13 protein-coding genes and 1 other annotated feature are annotated in these 15,561 nt (G+C 46.1%); of the genes, 2 read left to right on the top strand and 11 right to left on the bottom strand.

Going from position 1 to position 15,561, the window contains the following annotated elements:
* Position 1 precedes the first annotated feature (1 nt).
* Positions 2–2,644 carry a valine--tRNA ligase gene (locus AC1WMD_RS04690; protein ID WP_494256121.1) on the bottom strand — a complete coding sequence of 881 codons (2,643 nt, stop codon included), beginning with the start codon at positions 2,642–2,644 and terminating at the stop codon, positions 2–4.
* Between the two features lie 44 nt (positions 2,645–2,688).
* Positions 2,689–2,927, bottom strand: a binding site (T-box leader).
* Between the two features lie 155 nt (positions 2,928–3,082).
* Between AC1WMD_RS04690 and AC1WMD_RS04685 the strand changes: the two genes are divergently transcribed.
* Positions 3,083–3,271, top strand: a complete 189-nt coding sequence (locus tag AC1WMD_RS04685; RefSeq protein WP_043905652.1) for a YszA family small membrane protein — start codon at positions 3,083–3,085, stop codon at positions 3,269–3,271.
* Here AC1WMD_RS04685 and ysxE read toward each other — a convergent pair.
* From ysxE to hemA, 8 genes are all read right to left on the bottom strand, one after another.
* On the bottom strand, positions 3,237–4,247 hold the full coding sequence (gene ysxE / locus AC1WMD_RS04680) for a spore coat protein YsxE (RefSeq protein WP_494256294.1): 1,011 nt from the start codon (positions 4,245–4,247) through the stop codon (positions 3,237–3,239). The genes AC1WMD_RS04685 and ysxE overlap by 35 nt on opposite strands.
* Positions 4,248–4,319: 72 nt before the next feature.
* Positions 4,320–5,426 (bottom strand): stage VI sporulation protein D, encoded by a 1,107-nt coding sequence (spoVID, locus tag AC1WMD_RS04675; protein ID WP_494256118.1) that lies wholly within the window; start codon positions 5,424–5,426, stop codon positions 4,320–4,322.
* Between the two features lie 124 nt (positions 5,427–5,550).
* On the bottom strand, positions 5,551–6,846 hold the full coding sequence (gene hemL, locus AC1WMD_RS04670) for a glutamate-1-semialdehyde 2,1-aminomutase (RefSeq protein ID WP_043905654.1): 1,296 nt from the start codon (positions 6,844–6,846) through the stop codon (positions 5,551–5,553).
* An 18-nt stretch (positions 6,847–6,864) separates the two neighbouring features.
* A complete protein-coding gene (hemB, locus tag AC1WMD_RS04665; RefSeq protein ID WP_043905655.1) occupies positions 6,865–7,842 on the bottom strand; it encodes a porphobilinogen synthase in 978 nt (325 codons plus the stop codon).
* Between the two features lie 18 nt (positions 7,843–7,860).
* Entirely contained in the window at positions 7,861–8,625 is a 765-nt protein-coding gene (locus AC1WMD_RS04660; protein ID WP_494256116.1) for a uroporphyrinogen-III synthase, read from the bottom strand.
* Positions 8,625–9,557, bottom strand: a complete 933-nt coding sequence (gene hemC / locus AC1WMD_RS04655) for a hydroxymethylbilane synthase (protein WP_043905657.1) — start codon at positions 9,555–9,557, stop codon at positions 8,625–8,627. The genes AC1WMD_RS04660 and hemC overlap by 1 nt, the downstream gene beginning before the upstream one ends.
* Positions 9,558–9,571: 14 nt before the next feature.
* Positions 9,572–10,402 (bottom strand): cytochrome c biogenesis protein, encoded by an 831-nt coding sequence (gene ccsA / locus AC1WMD_RS04650; protein ID WP_043905658.1) that lies wholly within the window; start codon positions 10,400–10,402, stop codon positions 9,572–9,574.
* A 16-nt stretch (positions 10,403–10,418) separates the two neighbouring features.
* On the bottom strand, positions 10,419–11,750 hold the full coding sequence (hemA, locus tag AC1WMD_RS04645; protein ID WP_043905659.1) for a glutamyl-tRNA reductase: 1,332 nt from the start codon (positions 11,748–11,750) through the stop codon (positions 10,419–10,421).
* 170 nt (positions 11,751–11,920) lie between these two features.
* Here hemA and AC1WMD_RS04640 point away from each other — a divergent pair, with 170 nt between their 5' ends.
* Positions 11,921–12,406 carry a LiaI-LiaF-like domain-containing protein gene (locus AC1WMD_RS04640; protein ID WP_043905660.1) on the top strand — a complete coding sequence of 162 codons (486 nt, stop codon included), beginning with the start codon at positions 11,921–11,923 and terminating at the stop codon, positions 12,404–12,406.
* 44 nt (positions 12,407–12,450) lie between these two features.
* Here the strand turns inward: AC1WMD_RS04640 and yihA are convergent, their stop codons facing one another.
* Together yihA and lon are read right to left on the bottom strand one after the other, a co-directional pair.
* A complete protein-coding gene (gene yihA, locus AC1WMD_RS04635; protein ID WP_043905661.1) occupies positions 12,451–13,032 on the bottom strand; it encodes a ribosome biogenesis GTP-binding protein YihA/YsxC in 582 nt (193 codons plus the stop codon).
* Entirely contained in the window at positions 13,029–15,365 is a 2,337-nt protein-coding gene (lon, locus tag AC1WMD_RS04630) for an endopeptidase La (protein ID WP_043905662.1), read from the bottom strand. Before lon ends, yihA begins: the two co-directional genes overlap by 4 nt.
* Positions 15,366–15,561 lie beyond the last annotated feature (196 nt).

The following is a 15,561-nucleotide window of genomic DNA, read 5'->3' as shown; positions in this document are numbered from 1 at the left end:
TCTATTTTTTTAATTCCGCCAGGCGGGCGCGAACCGCTTCGCGTTTTTCTAGATAATCTTTTTCTTTTCTTCGCTCTTCCTCAACTACATGCGCCGGAGCTTTCGCAAGGAACCCTTCGTTGCTTAGTTTCTTTTGCACGCGCTCGACCTCTTTATCGAGTTTTTCCAGTTCTTTTTCGAGCCGTTTAATTTCTTCTTCGATATTGATAAGCCCCTCAAGCGGCAAAATCAATTCCGCACCGGTGACAACCGCGGTCATCGCCTTTTCCGCCGCTGGAATATCGGTTGCAATGATCAGCTCGCTCGGATTGCAGAACCGTTCTAAATACGCGCGATTTTTCTCCAGCGTTGCCTGCACTTGTTCATCTTTTGCCTTAATGTGCAGTTTAATTGGTTTGCTTAACGGTGTATTCACTTCGGCGCGAATGTTGCGGACCGCGCGGATAATATCGACAAGAAGGCGCATTTCTTCCGCTGCCTCACGATTCGAAAGCTCAGGGCGCACTTCCGGCCATTTCGCTACCGTAATCGACTTGCCTTCATGTGGAAGGTGCTGCCAAATTTCCTCGGTAATGAACGGCATGAACGGATGAAGCAGGCGCATTGTATTGTCAAGCACATAGGCTAATACAGAACGTGTCGTTTTCTTCGCCGCTTCATCATCCCCATAAAGCGGAAGCTTCGCCATTTCAATATACCAGTCGCACAAGTCGTCCCAAATAAAGTTGTACAACACGCGGCCGACTTCACCGAATTCATATTTTTCGGCCAGTTTTGTCACCGTTTCGATCGTTTCGTTTAAGCGTGTTAAAATCCAATGGTCGGCAACCGTTTTTTCTCCGCTTAAATCGAGCTGGTCGTACGTCATTCCGCCCATGTTCATCAGCGCGAAGCGGGACGCATTCCAAATTTTATTGGCAAAGTTCCATGTTGCTTCGACTTTCTCGGTGCTAAAGCGCAAATCTTGCCCCGGCGAGCTTCCTGTCGCCAAGAAGAAGCGGAGCGAATCGGCACCGTACTGGTCGATGACATCCATCGGATCGACGCCGTTGCCGAGCGATTTGCTCATTTTTCTTCCTTGCGCGTCGCGGACAAGACCATGGATTAATACGTCTTTAAACGGTCTTTTTCCGGTAAATTCAAGGCCTTGGAAAATCATGCGCGATACCCAGAAGAAAATGATGTCATATCCGGTGACAAGCACATCGGTTGGATAATAGCGTTTGTAATCCGGTGCCTCTGTATCCGGCCAGCCCATCGTTGAAAACGGCCATAGGGCTGAGCTAAACCATGTATCTAGTACATCCGGGTCTTGCTCCCAGTTTTCAATATCGGCCGGCGGTTCATGATCGACATAAATTTCGCCTGTTTCTTTATGATACCAAGCCGGAATGCGATGCCCCCACCATAATTGACGGGAAATGCACCAGTCGCGAATATTTTCTAGCCAATGCAAATACGTTTTTTCGAAGCGTTCCGGAACGAAATGTACTTTTCCTTCCGTTTTTTGCAGCTCAATCGCAGCTTCAGCAAGCGGCTTCATTTTCACAAACCATTGCGTCGACAAATACGGCTCGACAACCGCGCCGCTTCGTTCGCTATGGCCAACGGAATGCACATGCTCTTCGATTTTAAATAGCACGCCTTGTTCTTGCAAATCTTTCACGATTTGCTTGCGGCATTCAAAGCGGTCCAATCCTTGGTATTGCAGCGCGTTTTCATTCATCGTGCCGTCTTCGTTCATGACGAGGATGCGCGGCAAGTTGTGGCGGTTGCCGATTTCAAAGTCGTTCGGGTCATGCGCCGGCGTAATTTTCACCGCGCCTGAGCCGAATTCCATATCGACATATTCATCGGCGATAATCGGAATTTCGCGGCCGGTAATCGGCAAAATAACCGTTTTGCCGATGAGATGTTGATAGCGTTCATCATCTGGGTGAACGGCGACCGCAGTATCGCCGAGCATCGTTTCCGGACGGGTCGTTGCCACTTCGATATAGCCCGATCCGTCGGCAAGCGGATAGCGCATATGATAAAGCGCGCCTTTTACTTCTTTATAAATCACTTCAATATCCGATAATGCCGTTTTCGTTACCGGATCCCAGTTAATAATGTATTCGCCGCGATAAATAAGCCCTTTTCGGTAAAGCGATACGAACACTTCGCGCACCGCTTTCGATAAGCCTTCATCGAGCGTAAAGCGCTCCCGCGTATAATCGAGGCCAAGCCCTAATTTTGCCCATTGCTGGCGGATGTGGTTCGCATACTCTTCTTTCCATTTCCACGTTTCTTCAAGAAACTTTTCCCGGCCTAAATCATAGCGGGACAGCCCTTGCTTGCGCAATTTTTCCTCTACTTTTGCCTGTGTGGCGATTCCGGCATGGTCCATTCCCGGCAGCCATAAGACGTCATAGCCTTGCATCCGTTTCATGCGTGTTATAATATCTTGCAGCGTCGTGTCCCACGCATGTCCTAAATGCAGCTTCCCTGTTACGTTTGGCGGCGGGATCACGATCGTAAACGGCTTTTTATCAGGATCGCCCGTCGCTTCAAAAAATTTTCCGTCAAGCCACCATTGATAGCGGTTTGTTTCCACCGCTTTATGGTCGTATTTCGTCGACATCGTTATCTCTTTTTGTTCCATTTTGCTTTCCCTCCTTCTTATCAATAAAAAACTCCTTTCATCCTAAAAAGGACGAAAGGAGACTCTTTCGCGGTACCACCTTTTTTCTTAAGCAAAAATAGCTTGCTTAAGCACTTCATTGCGATAACGGCATATCACCGGCTTCTTCTACTAGGCAGCCGCCGTTCAAAGAAGCAGCTCGAGGGCGACCTTCCAACGATAACCGTCCTAGGAAATCTCGCAGCTACTGATTTCCCTCTCTGAAGGCGTTATTCGTTGTACTCTTCCCTGTCTTCGCTTTTTGCTATTTTTCTGTTTATTATACTACCGAAAAACTTATTTTATCGTCAATCATCTTTGCCAATTTTTTATTTATTTATTCCATACCTTCATTTTTGGTGACAAAAATAATATCCAATCATATTTTAATAGTAACTTGCAAGAAGGAGGGAGTGCTCAATGAAACGATTTAACTATTATTCATGGCCGCCATGGCTTCGGCAAGTTCGCGCCGTCTGTGCGCAATTTATTATCCCGATTACGATTGTTCAAGCAGTCCGCACGATTTTTTTACCGACGACGTTTGATGTCATCTTATTGGCCATTTTTGTGCTTATTGCGGTGGCGTTTCATCTGGAGTGGATTTAGCTTCTTCTGCCTCTTTTCGCTGGATAAGGCGCATGACAACATACTCCATATTTTTCATTGCAAAGTAACGGCGCTGCAGTTCGGAAACGTACTCCCGTTCACTTTTGCCGTTTTGGCGCTTTGTCTCGTACTCATAAATGCAGCGATACAAAAAATGCGGCTGTGCGAGATGGCTGAAAAAAAAGGACCGTTCCTCTTCTAACAGGGATAACGCTTTTTCGTATTCTTCCACTCCTTCCACCCATTCATCACCGATCGGCGGAAATGTATGCATATGATAACGAAGCGCTATGATTACATCGAAAAGCGGCGAATTCCAGCCGGCCCGTTCCCAGCTAAAAAAATAGCACTGTTCCTTTCCCGTTTCGAGATAATGAGAAAGCCGTGCTTTTCCGTGAATCCAGGCGATTCTCCATTTTTTTGTTTCCTTTATTTTTTCATGCCATTTCTCTAACTCCGTCTCCGCAAACCAATAGGCTTGCATAGTTTCATGAAAATAGGCGCAGCATTGCAGCTGAAACGGCGACATATACCATGTATTTTCGCACTTTTCTATATAAGCTTGCAAAAACGAACGCTGCTGTTCCCATTCCTTCTTTTTCTGCTCATAATAGGCGCTGACCTCTTCTTCGCGAACATCGATCTGCTTTAACGATGTTTTGTGCAAATAAGCAAGAGCGCGGAAAAAAGCACGAATTTGTTCGTGTTTTTCTGTTCTTGTTTCTACCGCAATCCACGGCATTAAATAATAATGCCGGCCATGCGAGACAAACGGCAAACCTTGCCTCGATAAATAAAGGGGAACCAATTGTTTTCCATACAGCATGTACGATTGTTGCACGGCCGCCATTTCCCTGGCATTTGTTATTTCTTTTAAAGCAAACAGGCCGGCGTTCGTATAGACTTTTTTTACTTTCCCGTAATCATCGACGCGAAACGGCTTTAGCCCGTATTGCTGCAAAATGGGTACATACATTTCGATCCGTTCTCTGTTCAATGAAACGCCCCCTTTCATAAAAAGAAGTGAGGAATCATGTTTCCCTCACTATCAAGGGCGGCTTCCCACCAGCGCCGGGATATATAATAGTTGCCCTTCATGAATCTCTTCCGGGCTTTCCAGTTGATTGGCACGCAGCAGCTGCTGGACGGTTAAATCGTACCGTTCGGCGATCTTGTCCAACGAATCTCCTTGCTGAACGATGCAAATTTTTACTTTCGTAAATTCCTCCGCCTGATTTTTGGCAAATAGTTTTGTTAAATATAACGCATTTTCGCTTTTTACTTTTGTTTTTTCGTTTTCATCCTCTACTTCTTCCGCTATGTCTTCATCGTTTTCTTTAATGGCGCCGATCGACACTTTTGCCTCCTGCTGCGGAGCAACTTCTTCTACTTTGTTTTCTTCTACTACCTTATTTTCTTCTTCTGCCTGCACCGGCTCGTTTTCCATAAACGGCATCACTGCTTCTTTCTTTTCCGCCGTTTGTTCCGCCAAATTTAATGGCACCACATTTTCTTTTTTGTGTTTCTTTTCTTTTCGATCAGTTGCTGCTTCCTCTTGTTCTTCATTCTGCTCTGTTAGCATGTCATCGGCAACAGAAACTGGCCCTTCTTCCAACTGCTCGTTCCGCTGTTCTTCTTCATATACCTCTTTGCGCGCCACTACCTCAAATGGTTCAAACAACGGCTCGTCGTTTTCTTCCTCTACTAACGAAGGTTCATCAAGTGGCACTTCGCTAATTCCGCTGATCGAAATATCCGCCGTCACTAGCAATCTCCCATCTTCACTTAAATCGTAGTCAAACGATTCCACCGTCACGTATACATCCTCTAAATGATGAATGCGATTTTTCGGAATCGTAATATCGATTGGAAAACGGTGTGACAATTCGCTGATACCGTCTTCACGCGTGGAAACGCGCTGAATAAAGCGATGGCTGACAAAATCAAATGAATCTGTATCTGTATCGCTTTCTTCGCCTTCCGCTAGGAGAAATTCCCCGCTTAATTGCAAAGCCCCGCGAATTGTAATATATTGCTCGTATTCATCGACCGTGACGACTGGGTCAAGCGAAATAGAAAGAAATTCAGCGACTTCCTGTCCTTTTTTAAACCAGACCGATTCCTCGAGGGAAAAACGCAAATACGATTGCTCCAACCGTAACTCCTCCTTCCGTCCCTTCCAACAAAATTGTCTATGCCATTACCCATTGTATGAAGGAAAAAGAAATAGTATGAATAAAAAATCGGGCTGCCCATCAAAAGATGGACAAACCCGTTTTTTATTTCCCTTCGCGAATCTTCGCAAACGCGCGCTCCGCCGCGGCGATTGTTTTTTCAATATCTTCATCCGTATGCTCCGTGGACAAAAATAACCCTTCAAACTGCGACGGAGGAAGGAAAATTCCTTGTTCCGCCATTTCGCGATAATACGTCGCAAACATCTCTAAATTCGATGTTTTCGCTTTTTCATAGTTGATCACTTTTTCGTTTGTAAAGAAGAAACCGATCATCGAACCCGCGCGATTAATCGTATGCGGAATTTCGTATTTTTCCGCTGCTTCGCGCAATCCTTCTTCCAATCGATCTGCTTTTTTGCGGAACTCCACATATGTTTCCGGCGTCAGCTGAATCAATGTTTCATATCCGGCCGTCATGGCGAGCGGATTTCCCGATAAGGTGCCGGCTTGATAAATCGGACCGCTCGGCGCCACTTTTTCCATAATTTCCGCTTTTCCACCGTACGCTCCGACCGGCAGCCCGCCGCCAATGACTTTTCCAAGGCACGTCAAATCCGGTTCAATGCCAAAATAGCCTTGCGCGCAATGGTAGTCAACGCGGAAGCCGGTCATGACTTCATCAAAAATAAGGAGCGCACCGTATTGTTTCGTAATATCTCTTAATCCTTGCAAAAAGCCCGGAACCGGCGGAACGACGCCCATGTTTCCGGCAACCGGCTCGACGATGACCGCGGCAATATCTTCGCCAAACCGTTCAAATGCGTAACGGACGCTTTCTAAGTCATTATAAGGAACGGTGATCGTATTTTGCGCTACCGCTTCTGGAACCCCAGGGCTATCCGGCAAGCCAAGTGTCGCCACTCCCGAACCAGCTTTTATCAATAACGAGTCGCCGTGGCCGTGATAACATCCTTCAAATTTCAAAATTTTATTGCGACCCGTATAGCCACGTGCTAACCGAAGCGCACTCATCGTCGCTTCTGTTCCGGAGTTTACCATACGAACAATTTCGATGGATGGTACCCGTTCAATCACTAATTTCGCTAACTCGTTTTCAATCAATGTCGGTGCGCCAAAGCTTGTACCGTTTTCTGTCACTTTTTTTAACGCCTCGACAACGCGAGGGTTCGCATGGCCTAAAATAAGCGGTCCCCATGATAACACATAATCGATATATTCATTGCCGTCGATATCGTAAATTTTCGAGCCATTGCCTCGCGCCATAAAGATCGGTGTCATGTGGACGGATTTAAATGCGCGAACGGGACTGTTGACACCACCTGGCAGCAGCCGGACCGCTTCTTCATACGCCGCTTTCGAACGTTCATAGCTTCGCATATCCGATAGATCTCCTTTCTACTCGTTTAACCAGCGAGCCACATCTTTCGCAAAATAAGTCATAATTAAATCCGCACCTGCCCGCTTCATGCTAGTAAGCATTTCCAGCACAATGTCTTTTTCGTTAATCCAGCCGTTTTGCGCCGCTGCTTTCACCATCGAATATTCGCCGCTGACATTATAGGCGACAAGCGGAAGGTGGAAATGGTTTTTAATGTCACGGATAATATCCAAATAGGCGAGCGCTGGTTTTACCATTAAAAAGTCAGCGCCTTCGCGCACATCGGATTCCGCTTCCCGGAACGCTTCAAGACGGTTGGCAGGATCCATTTGATATGTTTTCCGGTCGCCAAATTGCGGTGCGCTGTCAGCCGCATCGCGGAAAGGACCGTAAAATGCGGACGCATATTTAATCGCATACGACATAATCGGCACATGCGCAAATCCGGCTTCATCGAGTCCTTGGCGAATCGCGGCAACGAAACCGTCCATCATATTCGAAGGCGCGATAATATCAGCACCTGCCTGCGCCTGGCTGACCGCAGTTTTCACCAGCAATTCAAGCGATGGATCGTTTAATACTTGTTCGTTTTCGACCACACCGCAATGTCCATGGCTGGTGTATTCGCACAAACACGTATCAGCAATGACCACGATTTCTGGATAGTTCGCTTTAATGTAGCGAATGGCCTGCTGGACGATGCCATGCTCACAGTATGCTTGCGAACCGACTTCATCTTTTTCTGCCGGCACGCCGAAAACGATTACCGATTTAATGCCTAGTTGGACGACTTCGTCCATTTCTTCATTTAAACGGTCAAGCGAAAATTGGTATATTCCTGGCATGGATGGTACTTCCCGTTTTACCCCTTTTTCTTCGACAACAAAAATCGGATAAATAAGATCCTCGACATGAAGATGCGTTTCTCTCACCATCGCCCGCAAATTGGCGTTCTGCCGCAAACGGCGGTGGCGGTCAAACTGTAACGTTGCCATCGCTTTTCCCTCCATCTTTCATTTTGCAAAATATTGTTCCATCGCTTTTATCATACCATCAATCGTATACTCGTCTGGACAAATATGCACGGGAAGTCCTGCTTTTTCTGCTGTCTCCTTCGTAATTGGTCCAATGCAGGCGATGACGCAACCATTTAGCAGGGAACGAACGTCTTTTTCTTCTACCATCGAACTAAAGCTTCGCACCGTCGAGGAACTGGTGAATGTCATGACATCAAGTTTTTTTTCACGCAGCAATGCGAGAAGCTGTTCTTTTCCTGCTTCGTTCAGCGTCGTTTCATATACGACCAGCTCTGTCACCTCGGCCCCCATCTCTGTCAGCGCATCGCGCAACACCGGCCTTGCCAAATTCCCCTTGACGAAAAGAACGCGATCGCGCGGCTTAACAAGCGGTTTTAGCGCCTCGATCACCCCTTCGGCAACAAATTCACTAGGGACGACGGCAGGAGAAACGCCATACGCTTTTAAAGCCGCCGCCGTTTTCTTTCCGACTACTACCACTTTTGGAAGCGGTGTTTCCTTTTTGACAAACGGAAAGAAAAACCGGACACCGTTCGCGCTTGTAAAAATGAGCCAATCATAATCGGAAAGCTGCCGCACACACCGTTCCATTTTTTCACGATGGGAAGAAGGAGAGATCGAAATAAGCGGAATTTCAATCGGCGTTGCTCCTGCTTGGCGCAGCTTTTCCGAGAACGTTTTCGCCTGTTCCTTTTCTCTTGTCACAAGCACCGTTTTCCCCGCCAACGGACCGCCTTCCATTACTGATTCATCTCCTCTTTTACCCTCTCGATTAATGCTTTCGCCCCTTGTCCACTTAATAAGGCTGCCGCTTGGATTCCAACTTCCTCCGGATTCGTCCCGCATACCATTTCTTTATACATTTCTTTTCCATCAGGCGACGCGACAAGTGCAGTCAACACGATGTCATTTCGTTCATCGATATACGCATAGCCGGCGATCGGTACTTGACAGCCGCCTTCCATCTGCTGCAAAAAGGCGCGTTCCGCCCGCACCGCTCTCTCGGTATTGACATCGTTTAATTTTTGCAGCCATTCGCGCAGCTCATCATCATTTTCGCGGCATTCCACCGCAAGCGCTCCTTGTCCGACGGCAGGAAGACATACATCTGTTGATAAATATTCCGTAATGACATCTCTTGCCCAGCCCATGCGCGCCAATCCGGCCGCTGCCAAAATGATCGCGTCATACTCTTCGCTTTCCAGCTTTGCCAGCCTCGTATCAATATTGCCGCGAATCCATTTAATGTTTACATCCGGCCGCTTATTGAGTATTTGCGCAGACCGCCGCAAACTGCTTGTCCCAATGACTGCCCCGCTTGGTAGATCGGCGAACGTTTTGTTCTGTTTGCTAATGAGTACATCACGAGGATCTTCTCTTAGCGGCACGCAGCCAATAGTCAGCCCCTCTGGCAGCACAGCCGGCATATCTTTCATGCTATGTACAGCCATATCAATCTCGCTATCTAACATAGCTTGTTCAATCTCTTTGACAAACAGCCCTTTGCCGCCGACTTTCGAGAGCGTCACATTGATAATTTTATCTCCTTTCGTAACGATTTCTTTTACTTCAAACTCAAACGGCGCTCCTAATCGTTTCAACTGCTCAATCACCCAGTTGGTTTGCGTCAGGGCGAGTTTGCTGCGCCGCGATCCGACGATAATTTTCCGCATCTTGCACTCCTCCGTTATGAATACCAAAAATGAAATTTCGATAAACTTCCGAATAAGAGAAAGTTTACCAACAAAAATAAAAACGAACCGATATTCCAAAGCGCGATCGCCTTTCCTTGTACTTGCTGCACAGCGCGCTTGTAAAAGTAAATGCTGTACACCGCCAGCACCAGAAACGAGCCTAGCACTTTGGCATCATACCAATGAAAATGCTCGATTTTGATATAGGCCCAGATGACGCCAAGAATTAACCCTAATAACAACATAGGCAATCCAAGCAAATTTAAAACATACGACATAAAGTCTAATTTCGTTAAATCCGCCATCCGCCACAACCGTTCTCCCCATTTTTTTCGCTTTAATAAACTATATTGCAGCATGTATAAAATCGAAAAGATAAAGGAAAGCGAAAACGCCGCATACGCAAGCAACGCCATCGTAATATGGATAATAAGCAGCTCGGAAATGAGCTGTTCGGCAACGGCCGGTGACTGATGATTCGGCGCAAACGTATGAATCGCCAAAATTAAAAAAGCAAGCACATTTGTAAAAAAAACAATAAAATCCACGCGCATAAGCCGATTAATGATTAAAGACAGCGTAATAAGCAGCCAGGCGTAAAAATAAAGGCCTTCCGATATCGTCAAAACCGGGAAGCGCCCTGTCTGTATGATACGAAACAAGAAAAAGAACGTTTGAAGCAGCCAAACAATAGAAAGTAACCAGAAAGCGATTTGATTCGCCTTCCGGTTACGTTGGAGAAAGTCGACAAAATATAAAAGAATGGACACGACATAAACAAGAATAGAAAGCTCATATAAACGAATCATGGTCATCTCAAACATATGCCAAAATCCTCTCTTAGGACTGCAGAGATGGCATAGCAGCACGCTGACCATCTTCTTTTTCTTGCTTTTGCGCCTCAACGGCATCCTCGATATTGAAAATTTTCATAAACAATTGCAACGCTTCTTCGGCATTTGGCTCTGCCGCCAGCTCTTTTGCCCGCAAAATCGGATCGCGCAGCAACTGGTTAATGATGCTTTTCGTATGCTTATTTAATACTTTACGATCCCGTTCCGATAAATGCGGCAACTTCCGCTCGATGCTTTTCATCGTTTCCGCCTGAATCGCCAGCGCTTTTTCGCGAAGCGCGGCAATCACCGGCACGACACCGAGCGTCTGCAGCCATTGCTGGAACGCGACAAGCTCTGTCCCGATCATATTCTCGATTTGTCTCGCCGCTTTTTCGCGTTCTGCCAAATTCGCTTGCACAATTCCTTCTAAATCATCAATATCATATAAAAAGATGCTTTCCAATTCGGCAATCGCTGGGTCTAAATCGCGCGGGACGGCAATATCGACCATAAACAGCGGGCGGCCTTTTCTCATTCTCTCTAACGGAGCCATCATTTCCTTCGTAATGATATAGTCTTTTGCTCCTGTTGAACTGATGACAATGTCGGCCTCAAGCAACGCGCAAGACAGCTCGCAAAGCGATTTGGCCGTCCCGGCAAACTTTTTCGCCAGCTGCTCTGCTTTTTCGAGCGTGCGGTTGACAACGGTTACTTTTTTTACACCATTGCCATATAAATTTTGTGCCGCCAATTCTCCCATTTTGCCGGCGCCGATAATTAAAACATGTTTAGAAGATAAATCGCCAAAAATCTTTTTGGCAAGTTCAACCGCCGCATAGCTTACCGACACCGCGTTCGCGCCGATTTCGGTTTCCGAATGGGCGCGTTTGGCAAATGTCACCGCCTGTTTGAACAAATGATTAAAAATCGTGCCGACCGTTCCCGCCTCCTGGGCCAGAAGGTAGCTTGTTTTCACTTGTCCTAAAATTTGCGTTTCCCCTAAAATCATTGAATCGAGACCGGAAGCAACGCGGAATAAATGCTCCACCGCCGCTTCGTTTTCGAGCACATTTAAATACGGTGTAAGCGTGTCGAGGTCGATATGAAACCAATCCGCTAAAAAAGCTTTTATATAATAACGGCCAGTATGCAACTGGTCGACCACCGCATAAATTTCCGTACGATTGCATGTAGAAACGATTACATTTTCTAAAATACTTTTTTGCTGCTGCAACCGTTTCATCGCATCGGCCAATTCCGGCTCGCCAAACGTCAGTTTTTCACGGATTTCAACAGGGGCCGTTTTATAGTTTATGCCAATAACAACTACATGCACGTCCTTTATACCCCCTTATTCGTCAAGTACCTAAAATATCTCTCATTATTATAACACATGTGTCTTTCTTCTTTGTGAAAAAAGTGTGAACATGGTAGAACGCATATGATAAACTTGATACAGTAATCAGTGTATCATAAAAAAGTTTGACAAGAAACTGGGAGGAACCGATGAAAAAACAAGCGACGTTCTCTGGCATTATTCTTGTTGGACTGGGCGTTTACTTTTTGGTGAATCAGCTTCACTCCTCATTTGTACATCTTTTTCAAGATTGGCCGGCACTGTTAATGATTTTCGGAGCGGCGTTGATCGGCCAGGCGTATTCTGCCCGTGAATACCAACATCTATTTCCAGGCATCCTTTTGTTTGGATTCGGATTGCACATTTTACTTGCCCATTGGTTCAAACAATGGCCAAATCATATCGGCGTCTTGTTCTTTATCGTTGCGATAGCGTTTTTCATTAGCTCCCGAAAAGTAAAAAGCGGACTTGGCCAAAGCATCTTTTTTTTGGCATTAGCTTTGATTATGTTGTTTTCCGAACAATTTCAGCCGCTGTTTTATATCGTCGAAACAGGCATCGCATCGATTTGGAAGTTTTGGCCGCTTGGGCTCATCCTTGCTGGTATATACATATTATTGGTAAAGCGAAAATAATCAATGCAAAAAACACCAGCGTTCATCAAGCTGGTGTTTTTCTCTCAAAGGAATCGCTCCAATGCCGCCCATGCTTCCTCTTTTCCCTGGCCTGTTTCCGCCGAAAACAAGATCAATTCATCGCCGGCTGCCATCTTCAACGTTTCACGCACGACTTTTCCATGCTTCTGCCACTTCCCTTTTGGAACTTTATCCGCTTTTGTCGCAATAACGATCGTTGGGATATCATAATGCTTTAAAAACTCATACATCATGACATCATCTTTTGTCGGCGGATGGCGCAGGTCAATGATCAGCACTACCGCGCGCAGCTGCTCTCGTGTCGTAAAATACGTTTCCATCATTTTGCCCCATGCTTCCCGCTCTTTTTTCGACACTCGCGCAAAGCCGTATCCTGGGACATCGACAAAGTAGAGCGATTCATTAATCAAATAAAAGTTTAATGTTTGCGTTTTTCCCGGTTTCGATGACGTTCGTGCCAAATTTTTCCGGTTCACCATTTTATTAATAAATGAAGATTTGCCGACGTTCGAACGCCCGGCGAGCGCAAACTCCGGCAAGTTGCCGGCCGGATATTGCTCCGGCTTTACCGCGCTGATGACGATTTCTGCTTTTGTCACGTTCATGGTTGCTCCCCTGCCAATGCATGTTGTAGTACTTCATCTAAATGGGATACGAGCACAAATTGCAAATCTTTTTTTACCACATCTGGGATATCCTCTAAATCTTTTTCATTGTCCTTTGGCAAAATGACTTTTTTCAAGCCGGCGCGATGGGCGCTTAACGTTTTTTCTTTTAATCCGCCGATTGGCAAAACGCGGCCGCGCAGCGTGATTTCTCCCGTCATGCCAACAAAGCGGCTTACCGGCCGGCCTGTTAAGGCGGAAATCAGCGCGGTTGCAATCGTAATCCCCGCTGATGGCCCGTCTTTTGGCACCGCGCCTTCGGGAACGTGAATATGAATATCGTATTTTTCATGAAAATCTGGGTCAATGCCAAGCTGTTCGGCCCGCGAGCGTACATAGCTAAATGCCGCTTGGGCTGATTCTTTCATGACATCGCCTAATTTTCCGGTCAGCACTAACTTTCCTTTCCCTGGAGCCAGCGACACTTCAATCGATAGCGTATCACCGCCAAACGCTGTGTAGGCAAGCCCCGTCGCCACGCCAACTTGATCTTTCAATTCCGCCTGCCCGTAACGGTATTTTCTTTTCCCTAGAAATTCTTCGATATTTTTTTCCGTGATAATAACACGCTTTTTCTCTTCGGCGACAATCAAGCGCGCCGCTTTTCGGCAAATCGCAGCGAGCTGCCGCTCCAGTTCGCGCACCCCTGCTTCCCGTGTATAATAGCGAATGATGCTCATCATCGCGTCATCACGTATTTGCAACGATGATTTTTTTAACCCATGCTCTTTTAATTGTTTTGGAAGCAAATGACGTTTAGCAATTTGTAATTTTTCCACTTCCGTATATCCTGGAATTGTAATAATTTCCATGCGATCCAAAAGCGGCTGTGGAATCGTTGCTAAGTTATTTGCTGTCGCAATAAACATCACTTTCGATAAATCATACGGTTCTTCAATATAATGGTCGCTGAACGTATGGTTTTGCTCCGGATCGAGCACTTCCAAGAGCGCTGCGGACGGATCGCCGCGAAAATCACTCGACATTTTATCAATTTCATCCAACAAAAATACCGGATTAATCGTCCCCGCTTTTTTCATTCCTTGAATAATCCGCCCCGGCATTGCGCCGACGTAGGTGCGGCGATGGCCGCGAATTTCCGATTCATCGCGGACGCCGCCTAAAGAAATGCGAACAAAGCGGCGGTTGAGCGCCTTCGCAATCGAGCGGGCCAGCGATGTTTTTCCAACCCCTGGTGGCCCTGCCAAACAAAGAATCGGGCCTTTCAACGATTTTGTCAGCTGCTGCACAGATAAAAATTCCAGCACCCGCTCTTTGACTTTTTCAAGGCCGTAGTGATCTTCGTTTAATATGTGCTCCGCCCGTTTAATATCGTGAATGTCTTCCGTCTGTTTCGACCACGGGAGAGCGATCAGCCAGTCTAAATAGTTGCGGATGACCGCGCTTTCCGCCGAAGTCGCCGGTATTTTTTCGTAGCGGTCCAGCTCTTTGAGCGCTGTTTCTTTTACATGGCTAGGCATGCCGGCTGCTTCGATTTTTTCTTTTAATGTTTCGACTTCCCCTGCTTTCCCCTCTTTTTCTCCTAGTTCTTTTTGAATCGCCTTCATTTGCTCGCGTAAATAATATTCTTTTTGTGTACGTTCCATCGACTGTTTGACGCGCATGCTGATTTTTTTCTCAAGCTGTAGAACTTCTTTTTCATTATGTAGAATTTGAATAATTTTATTGATTCGCTCTTTTATATCAATCGTTTCAAGAATGCGCTGTTTTTCTTCAAGCTTCAGCGGCAAATGGGAAGCGATAATGTCAGCCATTCGTCCTGGCTCATCAATATCGACAATCGAAGCATAAATGTCCGCAGACAACCGTTTCGATAAGTTTATGTACTGTTCAAAATACTCCAGCATCGTCCGTTTTAATGCTTCATCTTCTAAATCCTTTGTCGAGCGATCAACAAATTTTTCTACTTTCACAACAAAATATGGTTCTTCGCTGACTACTTCGGTAATGAACGCCCGCGCCATTCCCTCGACTAACACGCGAAACGTTCCGTTTGGAAGCTTCAGTAACTGTTTTACGCGAGCAAGCGTCCCCATTTTATACAAATCATCCATATCCGGTTCATCGATGGAAACATCTTTTTGTGATGTCAATAAAATGATATGATCCTCGACCATCGCCTGCTCGAGCGCTTTTACCGATTTCTCCCGTCCGACATCTAAATGCAATACCATCGTCGGAAAAACAAGCAACCCCCTCAGCGGCAAAAGGGGAACGACAAGCTCTTTTTTCTTCACCGCGAACACCTCCATATCTCGCTTCTATTCGTCTATTGTATAGCACGCAAGTACCATTTGTAAAATTCCATGACACAAAAGAACTGCATCTATTTTCATCATCTTCACAAATTAAACAGTCAGCCAAAAATACATATGTCTGATGGACGTTCTTCGTTCGCATGCAGAACTTCACCGCTTTCGGCGGAAAAAGCTATCCCTTCCCAAAACG

The sequence above is a fragment of the Parageobacillus sp. NEAU-HV-2 genome (genome assembly GCF_059115485.1).
Note: the sequence above shows the minus strand (reverse complement) of the source record. Positions and strands in the feature narration are given on the sequence as shown.

Excerpts from the sequence above, each read along its gene's own strand:
- lon (WP_043905662.1), bottom strand. The coding sequence starts at position 15,365 with ATGGAGGTGTTCGCGGTGAAGAAAAAAGAGCTTGTCGTTCCCCTTTTG.
- AC1WMD_RS04640 (WP_043905660.1), top strand. The coding sequence starts at position 11,921 with ATGAAAAAACAAGCGACGTTCTCTGGCATTATTCTTGTTGGACTGGGC.
- ysxE (WP_494256294.1), bottom strand. The coding sequence starts at position 4,247 with ATGTATGTACCCATTTTGCAGCAATACGGGCTAAAGCCGTTTCGCGTC.
- hemB (WP_043905655.1), bottom strand. The coding sequence starts at position 7,842 with ATGGCAACGTTACAGTTTGACCGCCACCGCCGTTTGCGGCAGAACGCC.
- ccsA (WP_043905658.1), bottom strand. The coding sequence starts at position 10,402 with ATGTTTGAGATGACCATGATTCGTTTATATGAGCTTTCTATTCTTGTT.
- yihA (WP_043905661.1), bottom strand. The coding sequence starts at position 13,032 with ATGAACGTGACAAAAGCAGAAATCGTCATCAGCGCGGTAAAGCCGGAG.
- hemC (WP_043905657.1), bottom strand. The coding sequence starts at position 9,557 with ATGCGGAAAATTATCGTCGGATCGCGGCGCAGCAAACTCGCCCTGACG.
- hemL (WP_043905654.1), bottom strand. The coding sequence starts at position 6,846 with ATGCGAAGCTATGAACGTTCGAAAGCGGCGTATGAAGAAGCGGTCCGG.
- AC1WMD_RS04690 (WP_494256121.1), bottom strand. The coding sequence starts at position 2,644 with ATGGAACAAAAAGAGATAACGATGTCGACGAAATACGACCATAAAGCG.
- AC1WMD_RS04660 (WP_494256116.1), bottom strand. The coding sequence starts at position 8,625 with ATGGAAGGCGGTCCGTTGGCGGGGAAAACGGTGCTTGTGACAAGAGAA.
- AC1WMD_RS04685 (WP_043905652.1), top strand. The coding sequence starts at position 3,083 with ATGAAACGATTTAACTATTATTCATGGCCGCCATGGCTTCGGCAAGTT.